Origin of the sequence: Pseudomonas sp. LPB4.O (genome assembly GCF_038383825.1) — a bacterium.
Classification (GTDB): Bacteria; Pseudomonadota; Gammaproteobacteria; order Pseudomonadales; family Pseudomonadaceae; genus Aquipseudomonas; species Aquipseudomonas putida.
Genome location: NZ_CP151298.1, coordinates 3059324 through 3080509, shown reverse-complemented (window position 1 = coordinate 3080509; position 21186 = coordinate 3059324). Strand labels below are relative to the sequence as shown.

Annotated in this window: 18 protein-coding genes and 1 pseudogene; 5 read left to right on the top strand and 14 right to left on the bottom strand. The window is 63.3% G+C overall.

The window, feature by feature from the left end:
- Positions 1-30: 30 nt before the first annotated feature.
- Positions 31-510 (bottom strand): annotated as a pseudogene (locus tag MRBLPB4O_RS13735) (SDR family oxidoreductase); the annotation flags it as partial.
- Between the two features lie 204 nt (positions 511-714).
- Between MRBLPB4O_RS13735 and MRBLPB4O_RS13730 the strand changes: the two are divergent.
- Positions 715-1623, top strand: a complete 909-nt coding sequence (locus tag MRBLPB4O_RS13730; RefSeq protein WP_341795524.1) for a LysR family transcriptional regulator — start codon at positions 715-717, stop codon at positions 1621-1623.
- A gap of 45 nt (positions 1624-1668) precedes the next feature.
- Here the strand turns inward: MRBLPB4O_RS13730 and MRBLPB4O_RS13725 are convergent, their stop codons facing one another.
- The gene (locus MRBLPB4O_RS13725) at positions 1669-2808 is read right to left on the bottom strand and encodes a glycerate kinase (protein WP_341795522.1); all 1140 of its coding nucleotides are present in this window, start codon (positions 2806-2808) and stop codon (positions 1669-1671) included.
- Positions 2809-3033: 225 nt separating this feature from the next.
- Entirely contained in the window at positions 3034-4131 is a 1098-nt protein-coding gene (locus MRBLPB4O_RS13720) for a sugar diacid recognition domain-containing protein (RefSeq protein WP_341795521.1), read from the bottom strand.
- A 164-nt stretch (positions 4132-4295) separates the two neighbouring features.
- Here MRBLPB4O_RS13720 and MRBLPB4O_RS13715 point away from each other — a divergent pair, with 164 nt between their 5' ends.
- The 4 genes from MRBLPB4O_RS13715 to MRBLPB4O_RS13700 all read left to right on the top strand — a co-directional run bounded on the left by MRBLPB4O_RS13715 (position 4296) and on the right by MRBLPB4O_RS13700 (position 9817).
- Positions 4296-5624 carry an MFS transporter gene (locus MRBLPB4O_RS13715; RefSeq protein WP_063424194.1) on the top strand — a complete coding sequence of 443 codons (1329 nt, stop codon included), beginning with the start codon at positions 4296-4298 and terminating at the stop codon, positions 5622-5624.
- 196 nt (positions 5625-5820) lie between these two features.
- Complete coding sequence (locus MRBLPB4O_RS13710; protein ID WP_341795520.1) at positions 5821-7341, top strand: FAD-dependent oxidoreductase; 1521 nt, start codon at positions 5821-5823, stop codon at positions 7339-7341.
- A gap of 72 nt (positions 7342-7413) precedes the next feature.
- Entirely contained in the window at positions 7414-8424 is a 1011-nt protein-coding gene (locus tag MRBLPB4O_RS13705) for an aldo/keto reductase (RefSeq protein ID WP_341795519.1), read from the top strand.
- A gap of 265 nt (positions 8425-8689) precedes the next feature.
- Entirely contained in the window at positions 8690-9817 is a 1128-nt protein-coding gene (locus tag MRBLPB4O_RS13700) for an alkene reductase (protein WP_341795518.1), read from the top strand.
- Positions 9818-9943: 126 nt separating this feature from the next.
- Here the strand turns inward: MRBLPB4O_RS13700 and MRBLPB4O_RS13695 are convergent, their stop codons facing one another.
- The 11 genes from MRBLPB4O_RS13695 to benA form a co-directional block, all read right to left on the bottom strand.
- A complete protein-coding gene (locus MRBLPB4O_RS13695) occupies positions 9944-10156 on the bottom strand; it encodes a cold-shock protein (protein WP_016499620.1) in 213 nt (70 codons plus the stop codon).
- Positions 10157-10354: 198 nt separating this feature from the next.
- The gene (locus tag MRBLPB4O_RS13690) at positions 10355-11266 is read right to left on the bottom strand and encodes a LysR family transcriptional regulator (RefSeq protein ID WP_341795517.1); all 912 of its coding nucleotides are present in this window, start codon (positions 11264-11266) and stop codon (positions 10355-10357) included.
- 77 nt (positions 11267-11343) lie between these two features.
- The gene (locus tag MRBLPB4O_RS13685) at positions 11344-12036 is read right to left on the bottom strand and encodes a TraX family protein (protein WP_341795516.1); all 693 of its coding nucleotides are present in this window, start codon (positions 12034-12036) and stop codon (positions 11344-11346) included.
- A gap of 3 nt (positions 12037-12039) precedes the next feature.
- Entirely contained in the window at positions 12040-13116 is a 1077-nt protein-coding gene (locus tag MRBLPB4O_RS13680; protein WP_341795515.1) for a metal-dependent hydrolase, read from the bottom strand.
- Positions 13117-13221: 105 nt separating this feature from the next.
- Positions 13222-14472, bottom strand: a complete 1251-nt coding sequence (locus tag MRBLPB4O_RS13675; protein ID WP_341795514.1) for an OprD family porin — start codon at positions 14470-14472, stop codon at positions 13222-13224.
- Between the two features lie 54 nt (positions 14473-14526).
- Complete coding sequence (locus MRBLPB4O_RS13670; RefSeq protein WP_341795513.1) at positions 14527-15726, bottom strand: benzoate/H(+) symporter BenE family transporter; 1200 nt, start codon at positions 15724-15726, stop codon at positions 14527-14529.
- Positions 15727-15782: 56 nt separating this feature from the next.
- On the bottom strand, positions 15783-17114 hold the full coding sequence (locus MRBLPB4O_RS13665) for an aromatic acid/H+ symport family MFS transporter (protein WP_341795512.1): 1332 nt from the start codon (positions 17112-17114) through the stop codon (positions 15783-15785).
- A gap of 56 nt (positions 17115-17170) precedes the next feature.
- The gene (locus MRBLPB4O_RS13660; RefSeq protein ID WP_028613974.1) at positions 17171-17932 is read right to left on the bottom strand and encodes a 1,6-dihydroxycyclohexa-2,4-diene-1-carboxylate dehydrogenase; all 762 of its coding nucleotides are present in this window, start codon (positions 17930-17932) and stop codon (positions 17171-17173) included.
- Positions 17933-18077: 145 nt separating this feature from the next.
- Positions 18078-19088: a benzoate 1,2-dioxygenase electron transfer component BenC gene (gene benC / locus MRBLPB4O_RS13655; protein WP_016499612.1), complete on the bottom strand. Its 1011-nt coding sequence runs from the start codon at positions 19086-19088 to the stop codon at positions 18078-18080.
- Between the two features lie 72 nt (positions 19089-19160).
- Positions 19161-19646 carry a benzoate 1,2-dioxygenase small subunit gene (gene benB / locus MRBLPB4O_RS13650; RefSeq protein ID WP_004374327.1) on the bottom strand — a complete coding sequence of 162 codons (486 nt, stop codon included), beginning with the start codon at positions 19644-19646 and terminating at the stop codon, positions 19161-19163.
- Positions 19643-21001, bottom strand: coding sequence for a benzoate 1,2-dioxygenase large subunit (gene benA / locus MRBLPB4O_RS13645; RefSeq protein ID WP_341798846.1), 1359 nt, complete (start codon positions 20999-21001; stop codon positions 19643-19645). Before benA ends, benB begins: the two co-directional genes overlap by 4 nt.
- Between the last annotated feature and the right edge of the window lie 185 nt (positions 21002-21186).

Genomic DNA, 21186 nt, shown 5'->3' with positions numbered 1-21186 from the left:
ATTGACCAGGATGCCGTGCTCCTGGCCCTCCATGCTCAGGGCGTTCATGATGCCGACCTGGGCCATCTTGCCGGCGGCATAGGCCACCAGCCCAGGCTGCGCATAGCGCTGGTACATGGCACGGTCCGAGGTGGTCAGCACTACCCGTGGCGCTGCGGAGCGCTTGAGGTGGGGCCAGGCATGCTTGGCCAGCCACACGGGCGCATGCACATTGATGCCCAGCGCGCGTTGCAGGAAGGCGGATTCATGATCTTCGATACGCTGGTAATCGACCCAGCCGGCATTGTGGATGAGGATATCCAGCGCGCCAAACTGCTCGATGGCCAGCTCGACCAGTTGCTTGCAGGCGCCCTCGTCCTCCAGTTGCCCGGCGTGCCCAACCACCGCAAAGCCTTTGCCACGCATGGCCGTCAGTGCGTGTTCGAGTGCCGAAGCGTCCTGCCCTTGCCCCGATCGGTCGGTGCCCAGGTCGCTGATGACGACCTGCGCGCCACGTTCGGCCAACGCCATGGCATAGGCCAGGCCCAGGCCTTGTGCGGCACCGGTGATGACCGCAACTTTATTGTGAAAAGGGTCTGTAACGGGCATTTCTGGCTACCTTCAATTCTCCTTTTTACGATATCAACAAACAAATCTATGACTTAATATTAAAAGCATGCACCTTTGATATCTCAGGGATATCACCGACGAGTAGCCACGCTGCAGGGATAGTGGATGATCGAAACACGTTTGCTCAGGCAGTTCATCGCTGTGGCCGAAGAATTGCACTTTCACAAGGCCGCCGAGCGCCTGCACATGGCGCAACCACCGCTGAGCCAGGCGATCAACCGCCTTGAAGAAAAACTGGGCTTCAGCCTGCTGCTGCGCAACAAGCGCGGGGTGCGCCTGACCGCAGCGGGTGCGGCGTTTCTGGACACGGCCTACCGCACGCTGGCTGAGCTGGAACAGGGGATCGAGTACGCCCGCAGTGTATCTGCGGGGGGCAGCGGCAAGCTGACCATCACGGCCATTTCCATCGCCTATTACGACTCGCTGCTCAGCAGCTTGCGCCGTTTTCGCGAGACTTATCCGAACGTGCAGTTAACCATCCGCGAGATGCCATCGGCGTCACAAGCCAAGGCTTTGCTGGCCGGTGAGGCAGATATCGGTTTCATGCGCAGGCTGCCGCTGCCGGCTGGCACCCTTGAAGCACGGTTGTTGCTTGATGAACAGATCGTCATGGCCTTGCCCGCCAGCCACGCGAAAGCGCAACAGGGGGAAGTCGACCTGCGCGAGTTTGCCGATGAGGATTTCGTATTCACCCCGCAAGCCTTGGGCGGTGGCTATCACGCGCAGTTGCTTGCGCTGTGTGAGGCGGCGGGTTTTTACCCCCGGGTGGTGCAGGAAGCTGCGCAGATTCACACTTTGCTGGGCCTGGTAGCATGCGGTTTTGGCGTGGCCCTGGTGCCGGCCTCGTTCGTCGGTTCCACTGCGCGTGAGCGGGTGCAGTTTTGCCCGATCCGGCCGATCGATAAGCAACCCGCACCCGGGATCGGCCTGTACATGAAATGGAACCCCCAGAACGCTTCGCCAGCACTGGCCAACTTCATTGCCATGTTCGATTCCCAGCCCACCATCAGGTAACCCTGTGGGAGCGGGCACGCCCGCTCCCACAGGGTTCAGCGCAGGTCAGGTTCGCTTTGCAACGCGCCACAGCCGACCAATGTCACAAGCCCGCGCCTGCAGCAGCTGCGCAGCATTGGCACAAGCCTGCTCCAGGCTCATCGGCCCGCTGGCCAACGCAAATGCAGCATCGACCCCATGGGCATACAACTGCTGATAACCCTCACCCAAGGTCCCGGCCAGCACCACCACCTGCACGCCATGACGCTTGGCTACCCGGGCCACACCCATCGGTGTCTTGCCACGCAGTGTCTGGGCATCGAAACGGCCTTCACCCGTCACCACCAGATCTGCCCCCTGCACCAATTCATCGAGGCCGGCCAGCTCGGCCACTACCTCCACCCCAGGGCGGAACTGTGCGCCCATGAAGGCCCGGGCAGCGAAGCCCATGCCACCGGCAGCGCCGCAACCTGGGTAGTCGCGCACATCCTTAGCCAGCACCTGTGCACAGATATCGGCAAAATGCCCCAGCGCCTGGTCCAGGGCCTGCACCTGCTGCGGGCTGGCCCCCTTCTGCGGGCCGAAGATCGCCGAAGCACCATTGGCGCCACACAGCGGGTTGTCGACGTCAGCCGCCACTTCAAATTGCACTTCGGCGAGCCGGGGGTCGAGGTCGCTGGCGTCGATACGGGCCAGCTTGGCCAGGGCCAGGCCGCCCTCCTCCAGCGCTTGCCCGTCAGCGTCCAGCAGCCGCAGGCCAAGTGCGCGCAACATGCCGCTGCCGGCATCGTTGGTGGCGCTGCCACCGATGGCCAGTACTACCCGCTGCGCACCGGCGGCCAAGGCGGCTGCAATCAGCTCGCCTGTGCCCCAGGTGCTGCTGCGGCAAGCGTCGCGCTGGCCGGTCGGTACCAGTTGCAGGCCACTGGCCTGGGCCATTTCGATGATTGCCGTACGGCTTTGCGGCAACCAGCCCCATCCGGCCTCCACGCTCTGCCCCAGCGGCCCGCGCACGGTCTGGCGGCGCAATTCGCCGTGGCTGGCGGCAAGGATCGCCTCCATGGTGCCTTCGCCGCCGTCGGCCATCGGGCACTCGACCAGTTCAGCGTCCGGCCACGCCTCGCGCAGGCCCACGGCGATAGCGCGGGCGACACCGGCAGCGTCGAGGCTGTCCTTGAACGAGTCGGGGGCAATGACGATCTTCATGGGGATTCTCCTGTCCTGATGAGCGGCATGCTGACAGCTGTTCGCCGAGGGGGCCTCGGTCAAATGCACAAAACGCCGGACGGGTTGTTTGGGCGGATGCCTTCGTAACTGCTTGCCGGCCTTGTAGGAGCAGCCTTGTGCTGCGAAGAGGCCCGCATGGCCGGAGCAAGTTTGTCGCCCTGACCGGCCCTTTCGCAGCACAAGGCTGCTCCTACGGGAATCGCGTCAATCTGCTGGCAACAGCTGCAACCCCAAGTACAAGCTAAGCATCCCTTCCATGCGTAGCGGGTCGACCTCGCCCAGCTCGGCAATCCGCTCCAGGCGATAGCGCAGGCTGTTGCGGTGGATGCCCAGGGCATCGGCACAGGCCTGGCTCTGGCCGTCATGGGCACACCAGGCGCGCAGGGTGGTGAGCAGCTGGCCGCTGTTGTCCCTGGCGCGTATGCGCTGCAGCGGCTCCAGCAGCTCATCCAGCGCATCATCATTGCGGTGACGCCACAGCAGCGCCGGCAGCCGGTAGCGCTGCAGGCTGAGCAAGCGTTCGGGAGGCAATACCTCGCGGCCATAAGCCAGCAAATCGCGTACCCGGCGGTAACCCCGGCGCAACTGCTCCAGGCTCTGCGCGGCACTGCCCAGGGCCAGCCGCTCCACGTCCCAGCCATGGCGTTGCAGGCGCTCCAGCAGGCGCGGCTCATCCAGTGCCACGCTGGCCGGCCGGCACCACAGCAATGACTGGCGGGCCGGGCTGACACACCAGCTGTCCGGATACCGGCTCATCAACCACGCCGACAACGCCTCGGCGGGTGGCCCCGAGGCCAGTTCGAACAGGCAAGGTACCCGCGGCAGCTGAGGCTTGAGGCCCAATTGCCGGGCTTCGTCGAGCAGCCGAGGTGAATCACCGCTGCCGCCCAGCAACAGCGCCAGCAAATCATCACAGCGCTGCCGTCGCCATTGCTGGTCGGCCTGTAGATGGCGCTGGGCCAACAGCATCTCGGCAGTCATGCGTACCAGCTCACCATAGGTGCGCACCTGCTGCGGGTCCCCGGTCAGGCCCAGTACACCCATCAACCGGCCATCGAGCATCAGTGGCAGGTTCACCCCAGGCTGCACACCCTTCAGGCACTTGGCCGCGTCAGTATCCAGTTCGACGATTCGGCCGTTGGCCAACACCAGTTGCGCCCCTTCGTGTCGGGTGTTGATGCGCTCCGGCTCGCCGCTGCCCAGGATCAAGCCCTGGCTGTCCATGACATTGACGTTGCACGGCAGAATGGCCATGGCCCGGTCAACGATATCCTGTGCCAGGTCATGGTCGAGTTCGAACATTGCGTGGTCCTTTAGGGTGTTAGGCTTTTGGGCTCGGGCACAGCAGCCTGGGCCAAGCACTGTGCAAAAGCACAAAGACAGGCTAGCCGCAGTCCCCGAGACTCGTCAGGGCGAGCGCCGGAACAGGCGACGCGGCAAAAACCATAACAAAAGAGAACCCGATCATGGCACACAGCCCCGCCCCTGACCAAGGCTCGGACACCACCCGCAACGCGCTGTACCGGCGCATCACCCTGCGGCTGATTCCGTTCATTTTCATCTGCTACCTGTTCAACTACCTGGACCGCGTCAACGTCGGCTTTGCAAAGCTGCAAATGCTCGACGCCCTGAAATTCAGCGAAACGGTGTACGGCCTTGGCGCGGGCATCTTCTTCATCGGTTACGTGCTCTGCGGCCTGCCGAGCAACCTGGCACTCAACCGCTTCGGCCCGCGGCGCTGGATTGCGCTGATGATGATTGCCTGGGGCAGCCTGTCCACCTGCCTGCTGTTCGTCACAACCCCCACCGAGTTCTACGCCCTGCGGCTGCTTACCGGCGCTGCCGAAGCCGGCTTCTTCCCGGGCGTGGTGCTGTACCTTTCGCGCTGGTTCCCGGCCGCCCGTCGCGGCCGCATCATGGCCCTGTTCATGTCGGCAATCCCGGTGTCGGGCCTGCTCGGCGGGCCGTTCTCCGGCTGGATCCTCCAGCACTTTGCCGCCGGCCAGCACGGCCTGGCCGGCTGGCAATGGATGTTCCTGATCCAGGGCCTGCCCACCGTTGCCTTGGGTGTGCTGGCGGTGTTCCTGCTCAGCGACGGTTACCAGAAAGCCGCCTGGCTGAGCCCGGCCGAGCGCCAGCTGATCGCCAACGACCTCGAAGCCGACGCTGCGGGCAAGCCGAAAACCACGGGCGATGGCGTGCTCGCCGTGTTGACCAACCCGCTTATCTGGACCTTTGGCTTCATCTACTTCTGCATCCAGAGTGGCGTGTACGCGATCAACTTCTGGTTGCCGTCGATCATCAAGAACATGGGCTTCGACAATCCACTGCTGATCGGCTGGCTCAGCGCCATCCCGTACCTGCTGGCCGGTGTGTTCATGATCCTTTGCGGCCGCTCGGCAGACCTGCGCAACGAGCGCCGCTGGCACCTTGTGGTGCCGATGCTGATGGGCGCCGTTGGCCTGCTGATTGCGGTGAACTTCGCCGGCAACCCAGCCATTGCCATTCTGGGCCTGTCGATCGCCACCATGGGCGCGCTGACCGGGCTGCCGATGTTCTGGCCGATGCCAACCGCCCTGCTCAGCGCCGGTACAGCAGTTGCCGGGCTGGCGATCATCAACTCCGTGGGCCAGATGGCCGGTTTCCTCAGCCCGTACCTGGTGGGGTTCATCAAGGACCAGACCGGTTCCACCGATGCCGCGCTGTATTCGCTGGCGGCGTTGATCGTGCTGGGTAGCCTGGTCGCCCTGCGTGTCACGCGGTCGGGTGCGCTGAGTTCTGCACGCGCCAGTTGAGCCTGTTTGCGGGTAAACCCGCTCCCACAGGCATGCCACAGCCTTCGAGGCTGTGGTGATCCTGTCGGAGCGGTTTCACCCGCGAAGAGGCCCGCCAGGCCACCCTACATTTCCCTCCTCCACCGATCGTCGGTTCAACGCATCCCCTCCCTACCCCAGGCGTCAAATGGTTCCAAAGGCCCCTTTGGAGAACCCCATGACCCAGCACGCCGTGGCCCGTCTGGCCCAGCTCGACGAACACCGCCCCTTGCGCGTCCAGGCCGGCAATGAAGAGCTCATCCTCATTCGCCAGGGCGAACAGGTGCATGCCTACCAGGGCAACTGCCCCCACGCAGGTGCCCCACTGGATGAAGGCCTGGTCTGCGGCGGCCTGCTGGTTTGCCCTTGGCACAAGGCTGCATTCGCCGTCGATGACGGTGTGGTCTGCGAACCCCCTGCGCTGGCTGACCTGCGCCGCTACAAGGCCTGGGTGAAGGACGATGAAATCTGGGTCGACGACCAACCGCTGCCCGCCATCGAACCACCCAGGCACAGCGATGCCCGCTGCTTCGTTGTGGTCGGCGCTGGTGCGGCCGGCAGCGCCGCGGTAGCCACCTTGCTGGCCCATGGCTTCGCTGGCCGGCTGGTGTGGATCGAACAGGAGCGCCAGCCGGCCTACGACCGCACCGCGCTGAGCAAATTCGTGATTGCAGGGCAGATGACGCCCGATGAAGTACCGGCGTTGCTCGAAGCCGACGCCCTGCGCAAGGGCCAGTTGGAGCGCAAGCACGGCAAGGTGCGCACCTTGAACAGCCAGAAACGCCAAATTACGCTGGTCGATGGCCAGCAGATCGGTTACGACGCCTGCCTGCTGGCCAGCGGCGGCAAGGCACTGCGCCCTGATATCCCCGGCGCCGACTTGCCCGGCGTGTTCACCTTGCGCTCGCGGGAGGATGCCGCACAGCTGCTCGACGCAGCCGAACCCGGCCAGCCGGCGGTGATCGTAGGTGACGGCTTCATCGGCCTGGAGGCGGCCTCGGCCCTGCGCAGGTACGGCGTTCAGGTGCACGTGGTGACTCGCCATGAAGTCCCGCTTGCCAGGCAGTTAGGTGATCGCATCGGGCGCAGTATCCGCGAACTGCATGAGCGCAAAGGGGTCACCTTCCATGGCCCTACGCAAGTCCAGCGGTTCGAAGGCCGGGACAAGGTCGAAGCGGTGCTGCTGGCCAACGGTGAACGCCTGGAGACGCCACTGGTATTGCTTGGCACCGGCGTGATACCGGCCACCGCTTTCCTGCAGGGCGTGCAGTTGAACGAGGACAAGTCGCTGCGGGTCGATGCAGAAATGCGCGCCGCTGACGGTTTGTGGGCTGCAGGTGACATCGCCACGTTCCCGCTCTCGGGTCGCCCTGTACGCATCGAGCACTGGCGCCTGGCCCAGCAACACGGGGTGATCGCCGCCGCCAACATGCTCGGCGAGCAGCGCCGCTACGCCGATGTGCCATTCTTCTGGACCTACCAGCACGGCCGCACCTATGAAGTGCTCGGCCACGCACGGGAGTGGAACCGGATCGAATTTGTCGGTGAGCCGGAAAAAGGCGATTTCATTGCCTTTCAGTGTGTGGGTGAACAGGTCGAGGCCGTCATCGCCAAAGGTTACTCCGATGCCATGGCGGCGCTGTCGCAGCGCCTGAAACGCCCATTGAACCTGCAGGAGGCGATCGCGCTGCTTGGCTGACAGCCGCCTTTAAAAGCGCCCCGGTTGTGTGTAAAACAGGTGGATCAGCCGACTGCAAAAGGACCAACGCGCATGATCTACCGCCCCCTCGGCCACAGTGGCCTGCAGGTTTCCGCCCTTACCCTGGGCAGCATGATGTTCGGCGAGCAGACCAGCACCGAGGACGCCCTGCGCATCATCGACAAGGCCTGGGACCAGGGCATCAACTTCATCGACACCGCCGACGTGTACAACGCCGGGCGCTCGGAAGAAATCGTCGGAGAAGCAGTGGCGCGCCATCGCCAGGACTGGATCGTTGCCAGCAAGGTCGGCTTCGGCCTGGCCGACGGCCTGCCGAACCGCAGCGGGCTGTCACGCAAGCACATCTTCAACGCGCTGGAAGCCACCCTGACGCGCATGGGCATGGACTATCTGGATATCTACTACCTGCACCGCGAAGACCACAAGGTGCCGCTGGAAGAGACCGTACAGGCCATTGGCGACCTGCTGCGCCAGGGCAAGATCCGCTACTGGGGCGTGTCCAACTTCCGTGGCTGGCGCATTGCCGAGGTCTGCCACGTTGCCGAGCGACTGGGTGTGCCCAAGCCGGTGGTCAGTCAGCCGCTGTACAACATCGTCAACCGCCAGGCCGAACCGGAGCAGCTCGCTGCAGCCGCCGCACACGGTCTGGGCGTGGTGCCATTCAGCCCATTGGCCCGGGGCGTACTCAGTGGCAAGTATGCGCCGGGTGCCGTGCCCGATGCCGGCAGCCGCGCCGGGCGCCAGGACAAGCGCATCATGGAGGTGGAGTGGCGCCAGGAGTCGTTGGCCATCGCCCGGCAGATCCAGGCTTATGTAGAGGCAAAGGGTATAGGCATTGTCGAGTTTGCCATTGCCTGGGTGTTGAACAACCAGTGGGTGAGTTCGGCGATTGTCGGGCCGCGTACCGAGGAACAGTGGGATACCTATGGTGGTGCATTGGCGGTGAAGATCACGGCGGAGGATGAAGCGTTCATCGATTCGCTGGTGACGCCGGGGCATGCGTCCACGCCGGGGTTCAATGATGTGGCCCACTATGTGAGCGGGCGGTTGGCCCGTAGCTGAATATCCCGTACCGGCCTTTTCGCGGGTAAACCTGCGATGGTTTCAAGGCGACCACAAGCCCTGTAGGAGCAGCCTTGTGCTGCGAAGAGGCCATTGCAGCTGAAGACAATCTTTAGCCTTACCGGCCTCTTCGCAGCACAAGGCTGCTCCTACAGGGCCGGTACTGACAACGCCATTGGGGAGCCCTGCGCCGGGCTTCCGGTCCCCCCTTTCCCCAATCATCTCGGTATCGTGCGCACCATTGGTTTTCACCTCTGGAGCTGCAATGAAACTCTTCCAACCCCTGCAAATCGGCCCGCTCACCTTGGCCAATCGGGTGTTCATGGCCCCCCTCACCCGCCTGCGCAGCCTCGAGCCGGGCGATGTGCCAACCCCCATGATGGCCGAGTATTACCGCCAGCGTGCCAGCGCCGGGCTGATCATCACCGAAGCCACCCAGATCTCCTTCCAGGCCAAGGGCTATTCCGGCTCGCCCGGTATTCATAGCGCCGAGCAGATTGCCGCCTGGAGGCACATCAACGAAGGCATTCATGCCGAAGGTGGCCACAGCGCCGTGCAGGTGTGGCACACCGGCCGGGTGTCGCACACCTCGTTGCAACCTGGCGGCGAAGCGCCTGTGGCGCCCTCGGCGCTGCCGGCCGGCGCACGTACCACCCTGCGTGACGAGCAAGGCAACCTGGTACGTGTAGAAACCTCCGCACCGCGCGCCCTGAACGAGAACGAAATTGCAGGCATCGTCGCCGACTTCGGCCAGGCAGCGGTGAACGCCCGAGAAGCCGGCTTCGACTTCATCGAACTGCACGCTGCCCACGGGTATTTGCTGCACCAGTTCCTTACCCCGAGCGCCAACCAGCGCGAGGACCGCTACGGCGGTAGCGTCGAAAACCGGGCGCGCATCGTGCTTGAAGCAGTGGACGCGGCAATTGCCAACTGGAGTGCCGAGCGCGTGGGTATCCGCGTGTTCCCGCTGGGCGGGTTCAATGGCGTGGACAATGGCGAAGACCAGGAGGCCGCAGGGCTATACCTGATCCGCGAACTGGCCAAGCGCAACCTCGCCTACCTGCACCTGTCCGAGCCGGACTGGGCCGGCGGCAAGCCGCTGCGTGACGAGTTCCGCCAGGCGATCCGCGCTGCCTATCCGGGGGTTATCATTGCTGCGGGTGCCTACACCGCCGAGAAAGGCGAAGACTTGATTGGGCGCGGTTTGATCGATGCCGTAGCATTCGGGCGCAGCTACATTGCCAACCCGGACCTGGTACAGCGGCTGCGGGTGCAGGCGCCTCTGAACGAACATCGGGCACAGTTCGACTACGCCAATGGGCCCGAAGGCTATACAGATTATCCGTTTCTGCACCAGGCCATGGGCGCTGGTGAAGCTTGGGCTCACCGATAATCAGGGTATTCACCGGATACAGACGGCCATCCTGCCCCTGGATCTGAAAGACAAAAAACGGAGCCCTCCAAGGGCTCCGTTTTCCAGTGGCCGGGCACGCCTTAGCGTACCAGTCACTCAGGCATCTTACTCGGCGCGCACTTGCGCAGCCTGCATGCCCTTCTGGCCCTTTTCGGCAACGAAAGACACTTTCTGGCCTTCTTTCAGCGACTTGAAGCCGTCCGATTCAATGGCTTTGAAGTGGACGAAAAGGTCGTCGCCACCGCCATCGGGAGTGATGAAACCGAACCCCTTCTCATCGTTGAACCACTTGACCGTTCCTGATTGTCTGTTGGACATACTCTAAATCCTCTAATGCTGGCTGGTGCGTTTACGTGGGTAGCTGAGCCGCCAGTCGATCGACTGGCATCTTCACACTCCATCTTGGGCGATATGAAGCCAACTAGCCACTCACACTTTTACCAGTACACAAAAAAGTCGCCGATGCCAGCGATAAACCCAGATACAGGCTCGGCATGGGGGCCTGATAATCCCCAATCAGTGCTCCCAAGGCCCGCCCGATTCCCAGCTGGCGACCAACAAGTCGATGAAACCGCGTACCCGAGGGGACAGGTGGCGCTTGCTCGGGTACACGATGCGAATCGGGTCCGCCGGTGGCCGGTAGGCGTGCAGTACTTCCACCAGGGCGCCAGCGCGCAGGTCGTCACCGGTGATGTAGGTTGGCAGGTGAATCAGCCCGAAGCCGGCCCGGGCGCCGTCGAGCATCGCCTCCGAGCTGTCGATGTTCAACCGGCCAGGGTCTTCGCACAGGTGCAGGCCTGCTTCAGTGTCAAAGCGCCAAGGCATGGCTTTCTCGCCCGCGAGGAAGGCAATCTTGTCGTGACCATAAAGGTCGGCAGGCACCAAGGGAATACCTCGCGCTTCGAGGTACGCGGGCGAAGCGCAGGTGACAAACTGCTGCCAGGCCACCGTGCGGGTCAACAGCTGCGAGTCTTCCTTGGGTGCGCCAATACGCACCGCAACGTCTACGCCCTCCTCGACCAGGTCGACAAAGCGGTCTGTGAAGCGGATGTCTGCGCGCAGTTCCGGCCACTGCTTGAGGTACTGGTCCAGCACCGGCAGCACATGGCGCTGGCCGAGCGACAGCGGCGCAGTCAGGCGCAAGGTACCGGTGGGCTTGCCGCGGCGCTGGGCCATGGCGATTTCCACCTCGTCCAGGTCATCCAGTATCTGTCGCCAGCGTTCGAATGCCACGAGGCCTTCATCGGTCAGGCTCAGCTTGCGCGTGGTGCGATTGAGCAAACGCACCGCCATGCGGGCCTCCAGCCGAGCAACGCTCTTGCCCACCGCCGACCGGGTCAGGCCCAGGCTTGCGGCGGCGGCAGTGAAGCTGCCGGCCTTGGCGGCGCTGACGAAGGCGGCGATATCGCCGAAGCGGTTGGGTTCCATGGACGGTTCCTAAGTGTGATGCGGCCGGTTTAGATGGGTCTGGATCTGTGAATTGCAAGCGCCGGGAACGGCAAGCCTCACGACAAGCCTTTGATCACAAGCAGATGCACGGGATAGAACAGGTATCCCCACCGCCCTACCGCAGGTACCCGCCAAGCATCATGACGCAACAACAGCCACCCGACAGGGACTGCCAGCGCAGCTGCAACCAGCGTCAGTAGGGTAATGGGGGCCAGAAAGTGCTCGCGCAGCCAGTTGTTGGTCAGGTTGCCACCAATGGCCATCAGGCAGGGTAGCAACCAGGCCAATCCGCCCTGCCTGCGTGCCACCAGCCAGGCGCCAGGTAGCAACACCCCCGCCAGCCCGTACATCAATTGATCACTGAACAACCACCCCGCCAGCAGGCCTGCAAGGCCAAGCACGCGCGCCGACCGCAATGGGTGGTGCGCACCCCAGGCAACCAGCAACCCCAGCACCAGTGTCGGCATTACACTGAACGTCTGCGAACCACTGTCCAGCCAACGATAGGCAGGCTCCGAGAGCACCGCGAACAGCAGCATCAGCGACAGATAGCGCAGATTGGCGCGGGTATGGAACAGCTCTGCCCTGGCGCGCCCCACATTCACCGCAATGGCCAGGCAAAACAGCGGAAACGCCAGCCGGCCGAGCACGAACAAACCATCGGCCTCAGGCCATATGAAGCGCAGGTGGTCGGCAACCATGGTCAGCATCGCTGTCCATTTGACCAGGTCCAGCCCGGCCGAACGCATGCCTCAGTGCCCGCGCTCGACCGCACCTGCCCCCAGGTACCGGTCGGTCCAGGCAGCCAGGGGCAAAGGTGGCTGCTGGTCGACGATACGACGCCAGATCAGCACCAGGTCATTGCCGTTGAACATTGACCCGGGCCCGGCGCCGTCCCACACCGAAGGCACATCGGCAATCCAGTGCCCCTGGGTGTCGCGGTGCGCCATGTTGAAACGGAAGGTGTAGTTGCCCGGGATGCCCATGCGCAAGTCGGTAACCACCAGCGCATCGCCTATCTGGTCATACCGCAGCCAGTCGCCGGTGAACCAGCGCAAGCGCTGATGCAAAGGGTCGCCTGCCAGCGCGTTTGCCAGTTCCAGGTTACGCGGCAAGCGTTGCATTTCCGGCGCCTTCCGGTCGAACCCGCTGCTGATGCCTTCGTAGTAGTCGCCATTTTGGGTCTTGGCCATTACCCGCCAGACCAGGCTGTTGAATGCGATCGGCACGGCGCGAACCTCGCTCACGACGTTGCCTTGCTGGTCCAGTGCCGCCTGGAAGCGTTGCTCGGCTGCCATACGCCCGGCAAGGCCGAAACCCAGGTAAGCGGTACTGAACACCAGTGCAAGGGTCAACAGGCGTGTAGCCCGGCCGGTAACGCCCTTGATGCTTGTGTAGATGACTGCCGCCAGCAGTGGCAAGGTATAGACCGGATCAATAATGAACACTGCGGCCCAGCTTTGGGGGGTGGGTTGCAGTGGCCAGAACAGTTGCGTGCCATACACCGTAAAGGCATCCAGCAACGGGTGGGTGATGAGTACCAGCCAGAAGGCAAGGAACAGCCTGGGCAAGGTGTAGCCTTTGCCGGGCCAGCATTTATTGACCCCCCAGGCCAGCAGCAAAGCCAGCCCGGTGAGCACGAACAGCGAGTGCGAGAAGCCGCGATGGTAGGTCATCTGCGACACAGGGTCCGCATAGCGGATGATCACATCAAGGTCGGGCAGCGTGCCCAGGGCGGCGCCATACAACAGCGAGCGGCGGCCCTGGATGCGGCCAAGTACGGTGCCTTGCAGGGCAGCGCCGAGTACGGCCTGGGTAATGGAGTCCACGGGTAGCATCCCTGAAAGGTGGTTCCTGAAAGCTACCCTCAACCTGTGCCGATACGCAATTCCCGTGTAGGAGCGGCGTAATGCTCGTGATTTTGTGGAGACCTTTCAGAACAACTGCCAGGTGTACACCAGGGTCAGCCGGTTCTCGTCGATATCGCTGCGGTAATTGGAACGTGCCATGGCGTTTCTCACCCGAATCCCCAGCCCTTTCAGTAGCCCGCTCTGTACCGCATAACCGATGTCCAGGTCGCGCTCGCGATCACGGCCTTCATAGCCCAGCCCGGTATCGACATTGTTGCCGGTGATGTAGCGCACGGTCGCCACCAGGCCTGGCACGCCCATGGCGGCGAAGTTGTAGTCGTAGCGCACCTGGTACGAGCGTTCGTCGGTGTAAGCGAATTCATAGGTCGGCACCTCGTTACCCAGCGGCGAAATATTGGCGAACACCCGTGGGAACGGGCTGTCGCCATAGATGCCCTGGTAGCCAGCATGGAAGCTGTGCCCGCCATGCCGGGCGGTGAACATCGAGAAGAACGCCTGGTTGTCGATGTTGCCCAGCAACGCCTCGCCATCCTCACGCGCGGTGAAGTAGCCCAGATTGGCACTGAGCACCCAGTCCCCCACAGGCTTGCTGTGCTTGAGGCCGACAAAGCCCTGTTCGTAGATATCCTCCAGTTGCCCGTACCACAGGCTGACGCTGCTCTGGTTGGCATTGAACGCATAGTCCCCGCCCACGTAGTTGAAGGCATCGCTCTCGGCCTGGCGCATCGGCACATGGCCGAGCATTGCGTTCATCTTGCCGTCGCCGCCTTCGTTGCGCAGGTGGGTGCTTTTCAGATGCCCGGCCTGCACGGTCAGCCCGTCAATTTCAGACGAGCTCACGCTGGCGCCCTGGTAGGTCGGCGGCAGCAGGCGGATGTCGCTGAAGGTCAGCACTGGCAGGTTCGGTTGCAGTTCACCGACGCGCAGTTCGGTCTTCGACAGGCGGGCCTTGAAGGTGGGCGCAAGGCGGCTGTACTCGTCGGCAGCACGGCCGTCGCCATGCACCGGCAGCAGGCCGGTGTTGGTGCGGTCGGGGCTGCTGTCGAGCTTGATGCCCAGCAGGCCCAGGGCGTCCACGCCAAAGCCCACCGTACCGGGCGTGTAACCGGACTTGAAGTCGAGGATGAAGCCCTGCGCCCACTCCTCGGCCTTGGACTGCTTGTTGGCCCCGACAATGTCGGAGAAATCGCGGCTGAAGTAATAGTTGCGGGCGCTCAGGGTGGCCTTCGAATCCTCGAAGAAACTGCCTTCGTCGGCCAGTAATGGTTGGCTGAGCAAAGTCAGGCCCAGGGCTACGCAAGGGGTGTTGTTCATTCCGAAGCTCTCTTGATCTTGTTTTTATGGATAAAGCGTTGGGAACACGGCGGTTCATGGGGTGCGGCGCAGCACCTCCCCGGCACGCGGCTGGCGCAGCCTGAGCAGTGCATGGGCCAGCAGGCCGAACAGCAGCCCCCAGAACGCTGCCGACAGGCCAAGGAAGGCCACCCCCGAAGCGGTGACCAGGAAGGTGAACAGGCCTGCATCGCGCTCGGCCGGTTCTGCCAGGCTGCGGGCCAGCGCCTCGCTGATGGCGCCGTACAGGGCCAGCCCGGCCAGGGCCGCGATCAGTGCGGCGGGAAAGGCTGCGAACAGCGACATCAACGTGGCACCGGCTATGCCCAGCAACAGGTACAGCGTGCTGCCAGCCACTGCCGCCACATAGCGCCGTCGTGGGTTTTCGTGGGCCTCATGGCCCGTGCACAGGCTGGCGGTAACCGCCGCCAGGTTCAGCCCGTGGCAGCCGAATGGCGCCAGGACGGCACCGGCCAGGGCACTGGCGCTGATCAACGGGCTGGCCGGTGTGGCGTAACCCGCATTGCGCAGCACCGCCATGCCCGGCATGAACTGCCCGGTCAGCGCCACCAGCACCATCGGCAGCGCCAGGCTGAATACCGCTGGCAGGCTGAACTGAGGGGTGATCCACTGCGGTGAAGCCAGTTCCAGCACCAGCGCCTCGCTACGGAACGCACCGCTGGCCACGGTCACCAGGGCGCCCACGCACAGCACCGCAGCCACTGCGTAACGGGGCTGAACCCGGCGCATCAGCACGTAGGTGACGAACATCGCCAGTACCAGCAACGGCTGCACTGGCAAGGCGCGGAACACTTCGATACCAAAACCGAACAGGATGCCAGCCTGCATGCCAGCGGCGATGGACCCCGGCAAGCGCGCGATGATGCGGTCGAAGGCCCCGCTGATGCCGATCAGCAGCAGGACCAGGTTGGCCACCAGATAGGCACCTACGGCCTGTTCCAGGCCGAGTTGCGGCAAGGCAGTGACCAGCAGCGCGGAGCCTGGGATCGACCAGGCGATCACTACCGGCACGCGGTAGCGCAAACTGAGCAGCGCACCAAGCACGGCACTGCCCATGGACACGGCCCAGACCCAGGATGACAACTGCTGGTGCGACAGCCCGGCCGCTTCGGCAGCGTGGAAAATGATCACCAGCGGGCCGGCGTAGGAGATCATCGTGGCGATGCAGCCCGCGACAATGGCGGACAGTGAGCTGTCCTTGATCAGGGTTTTCATGGCGCATCCCGCAAGGCAGTGGCCGGTCTTTGTGGCTGGCTCTTGTTCTTTTCGGGTCATGCCTGCGCCGCGATGGCCGGGGCTTGCCGACGGCCGCTGGCCAGGTGCACGGCCATGGCCAGGGCGGCAATCGCGCCTGGGATGGCGAAGGCGATGAAGTTGAGTTGCAGGGGCAGGTTGATGCCCATCAGTGCGCCGCCCAGCAAGGGGCCGACGATGGCGCCGTTGCGGCCGATACCCGAGGCCCAGCCAAGCCCCGTGGAACGCACCGACAGCCCATACATTTGCGCGGCGCCGGCATACAGCAGGATCTGCGTACCAATGGTGGTGGCGCCGGCAATGAAGATCAGCAGGTACAGCACCGGCATCGGGCTATTGACGCCCAGCAAGCTGATCGACAGCGCGGCGGCAATGAAGAACGCCACCTTTACCTTGACCAGGTTGTAGCGATCACCCAGCCAGCCGCCGAGGATGGCCCCAGCCATGCCGCCGAAGTTCAACGCCAGCAGGAACGACAGGCTGGAACCCAGGCTGTAGCCAGCGTTGGCCATCAGTTTTGGCAGCCAGGAGCTGAGTGCATAAACCATCAGCAGGCAGCAGAAGAACGCCAGCCAAAGTGCCAGGGTGCGGATGGCGAGGCCGTTGCGGAACAGCTCCAGCACTGACGCCCCGCCACCTGCTTTACGGTCAGCCGCCTGCAGCACGTCATCGGCCTGCACGTCGCAGTGCGGGTCGAGTCGTTTGAGCAACGCCCGCGCTTCCTCGGTACGCCCCTTGCGCACCAGAAAACCAATGGACTCTGGCAGGTAGTAGAGGATCACCGGCAACAGCAGCAGTGGTACAGCAGCGGCGAAGAACATCGACTCCCAACCGAAGCGCGGCAGCATGAAGATGCCAACGCCCGCCGAAAGCATGCCGCCCACCGAATAACCGCTGAACATGATCGCCACCAGCGTGCTGCGCAAGCGCTTGGGGGCGTACTCGTTCATCAGTGCCACGGCGTTGGGCATCAGGCCACCACAGCCCAGGCCAGCGATGAAGCGGTAGATGCCAAACTCGCTCGGGCTGCTGGCAAACCCATTGAAGATGGTCGCCACCGAGAACAAGGCGAAACAGATGGCAATGCCCTTCTTGCGCCCGATGCGGTCGGCCAGGCTGCCGAATGCCAGGGCGCCGAACATCATGCCGAACAGCGCGTAACTGCCCAGCGCGCCGGCCTGCAACGGGGTCAGGGCCCACTCTTTCATGATGACCGGCAGTACCACGCCGTAGATGAACAGGTCATAGCCGTCGAAGATCAACAACAGGCCGCACCAGGCCATGACCATCCAGTGAAACGGGGTAAAGCGCGCGTTATCGATGATCGGGTGTACGTCAAGGGTTCGCATGGCATCTGTCGCTCTTGTTTTTGTTGTGATGGAAAGCTCTTGCCTTGGGGTGTTGCTCAGCCGAGGTCGCCGCCACCTACCGGCAGGGTCACGCCGGTGATGTAAGAGGCCTCGTCGGAAGCGAGGAACAGGATCGCCCCCACCTGCTCGTCGATGCTGCCGTAGCGGTGCATCAGGCTGCTGTCGAGGGTCTGGTCGACGATCTGCTGGTACCAGTGTTTTTCCTGTTCGCTTTGCTCGGCGCTGTTGCGTGGCACGCGCCGGGGTGGCGCTTCGGTGCCGCCGGGCGCAGTGGCGTTGACGCGGATGCCGCGCCCTGCAGTTTCGAAGGCCAGGCAGGCGGTAAGCGCGTTGACGCCGCCCTTGGCTGCGCCATAAGGCACCCGGTTGACGCCACGGGTGGCGATGGAAGAAACGTTGACGATGGCGCCGCTGCCGCGCTCAAGCATGTACGGCAGCGCGGCATGGCAGCACCACAGGGTGGGGAACAGCGAACGGCGCACTTCGGCCTCGATCTGCTCGACTTCGTAGTGCTCGAAAGGCTTGGCCCAGATGGTGCCGCCGACGTTGTTCACCAAGATGTCGAGGCGGCCGAAGGTTTCCACCGCACTGGCCATGACCCGGGCGCAATCGGTGTGTTGCTCCAGGTCGGCGGTGAGGGTGAGCATGCCTTCGCCGGCCAGCTCGTGGACCAGTTCGGAACGGTCTACCGCCACCACTTGCGCGCCTTCGGCCTTCAGCCGCCAGCACACGCCCCGGCCGATGCCTTGAGCGGCGCCGGTGACCAGGGCAACCTTGCCTTGGAATCTGTTGTTCATATGTTTTTCCTGCATGACCCGGTTAATGGCAATTGGGTGGGCTGCGCCCTCCATCGCGACGCAAGGCCGCTCCCACGTGGATCGCGTTTCCCTGTAGGAGCGGCCTTGTGCCGCGAAAGGGCCGCGAAGCGGCCCCGGCGATCTGTCAGGCCGCCGCCGCAAACTTCTCGTAGTAGAAGTTGGCCGGGGTAATACCCTGCTCGCGCACGTACTGGCTGACCGCCTCGACCATCGGCGGTGGCCCGCACAGGTACAGGTCCACATCGCCGTCGTTGAGGTGGCGTGGCTCGATGTGCTGGGTCACGTAGCCCTTTTGTGGGTACTGGCTGTCCGGGTTGGCCACACAAGCGCTGTAGGTAAAGTTGGGGATGCGCGCCGCCAGCGCTTGCAGGCGGTCTAGCTCGACCAGGTCGAAGTCGTTGGTCACGCCATAGATCAGGTGCAGCGGGTGCTCACTGCCCTGCTCGGCGATTTTCTCCAGCATCGCGGTGAACGGCGCCAGGCCGGTACCGCCGGCCAAAAGCAACAGCGGGCGCTGGATCGGCCGCAGGTAGAAGCTGCCCAGCGGCCCTGCCAGGCTCATGCTGTCGCCGGCTTTGGCCAGGTTGGTCAGGAAGCTGCTCATCAACCCACCCGGTACGTTGCGGATCAGGAAGCTGACTTCGCCGCCCTTCTGCAACGAACTGAACGAATAGGCGCGGCTCTGCTCGCTGCCCGGCACCTTGAGGTTGACGTACTGCCCCGGCAGGAAGGCCAGGCGGCTTAACGCTTCACCCTTGATCGACAGGGCAATGGTGCTGGCCGACAGTTGGCGCACATCGCTGATGGCGGCCTCGAAGCTGGCCTGTTCGGTCTTGCACAGCTGCGACGAAGCAGGGATGCGGATGACGCAGTCGCTTTCAGCCCGCATCTGGCAGGTCAGTACGTAGCCTTCGGCAATTTCGTCTTCGTTCAGGGCATCTTCGATGAAGTTGTCGCCCAGGTCATAGCGGCCGGATTCGGCCTTGCACTTGCACGTACCGCAGGCGCCGTCGCGGCAGTCCAGCGGGATGTTGATGCCCTGGCGGTAGGCAGCGTCAGCCACGGTTTCATGGCCGGTAGCCTCGATGAAGCGGGTAACCCCGTCTTCGAAATTCAGTGCGATCTGGTAGCTCATGTTGCACCTCGCAGGCGAGCCGGCCCACGGCGCGTCGCAGGACGCACCGGGCAGTACTCGCAAAAACCTGTATCAGATGTGGTAGATGTCGATGACCTGGCGCACGTAGTCGTTCTTCAGCACCACCTTCTTGGCCTTGATCAGCGGCTGTTCGCCGCGCAGGTCGAGGGTGTAGAAGCTGGTGCCGAAGTAACTGTCCGTGGTCTTGTAGCGGAAGCTCAGGGTGTGCCAGTTGAAACGCACCTGGCAGCTGCCCTCGCCCTGCTCGACGATCTCGATGTTGCTGATATTGTGCGAAGTGCGGGTATCAGGCACGGTCGCACTGGAGCGCTCGGTCTTGATGCGGAACACGCGGTCTTCCAGGCCGCCACGGTTGCCGTACCAGATCAGCGAGATTTCGCTTTGTGGGTCTTCGGTGAGGGTGTCGTCATCGTCCCAGCTCGGCATCCAGAAGCTGGCATCGCTGGCGTACAGTTCCAGCCACTGGTCCCACTGGGCGTCGTCCAGGTAGCGCGCTTCGCGGTAGAGGAAGTCGCGCACGGTTTCATACAGGCTCATTGCACGGCCTCCACAGGGATCAGCTGCTGTTCGTCCTTGAGGGCCTGGATCATGGTGTCCTGCCAGTACTTGTGCTGCAGCACGAACAGGCCTTCGTCTTCGGTACGCACGCCAGACAGCAGGGGTTCGAGGTCAATCTCCCTGGCTGCCTCATCGGCGCCTTCGACCCAGTGCTTGGCGCCACGGGACATGTCGTTCCAGCCAGTGCCGCCGCCATAGCCGGTCTGGCACGAGCGGAACTCTTCCAGGTCGTCCGGGGTGGCCATGCCGCTGACGTTGAAGAAGTCTTCGTACTGGCGGATGCGCTTGGCGCGGGCATCGGCGCTCTCGCCTTTGGGGGCGATGCAGTAGATGGTGATTTCGGTCTTGTTCACCGAAATCGGCCGGGCAACGCGGATCTGCGAGCTGAACTGGTCCATCAGGTACACGTTCGGGTACAGGCACAGGTTGCGCGAGTTCTCGATCATCCAGTCGGCACGCGCCTGGCCGTAGTCGGCAGCCAGCTGGTCGCGGCGCTCATAGGCCGGGCGGTCTTCCGGGTTGGCCCAACGGGTCCACAGCAGCAAGTGGCCGTGGTCGAAGGAGTAGAAGCCTCCACCCTGCTTGGCCCAGGCACCGGCGCTCATGGTCTTGATCTCGTCGCCCGCCTCGCGCTGCTTGCGCTGGTTCTGGGTAGCGGCGTAGTTCCAGTGCACGGAGCTGACGTGGTAGCCGTCAGCGCCGTTTTCGGCGGTGAGCTTCCAGTTGCCTTCGTAAATGTACGAGCTGGCGCCACGCAGCACTTCCAGGCCCTCAGGCGACTGGTCAACGATCATGTCGATGATCTTGGCCGATTCGCCCAAGTGCTCCACCAGTGGCTTTACATCGGCATTCAGGCTGCCAAACAAAAAGCCCCGGTACGACTCGAAGCGCGCCACCTTGGTCAGGTCGTGGGAGCCGTCGCAGTTGAAGCTGTCGGGGTAGCCGGCGTTGCTCGGGTCTTTCACCTTCAGCAGCTTGCCGCTGTTGTTGAACGTCCAGCCGTGGAACGGGCAGGTATAGCTGGAGCGGTTGCCGCGCTTGTGCCGACACAGCATGGCACCGCGGTGGCTGCAGGCGTTGAGGAAGGCATTGAGCTCACCGTCCTTGTTGCGCGCGATGAAAATCGGCTGGCGCCCCATGGTCAGGGTGAGGAAATCGTTCTTCTCGGGGATCTGGCTTTCGTGGGCCAGGTAGATCCAGTTGCCCTCGAAGATGTGTTTCATTTCCAGGTCGAACAGGCGTGGGTCGGTGAACATCTCGCGCTTGCAGCGGTAGATGCCCTTTTCACGGTCGTCCTCGAGCATGGCATTGAGGTAGTCGAATCCCACGGACATGGCCAGGGTCTCCCTTGTTATTGTTTAGACCTGGTCAGGTTAGGGAGACGACTGGCGGGGGGCTATCCGGATTGTGCAGAGTGCTATCCATCTCTACGAATTCTCGGCATATTCTCGGGAGGAAACGGCAGCACTTCGAATAATTTCTTGCGTTCTACCATTGGCCTGATCTTAATCAGCTTAGA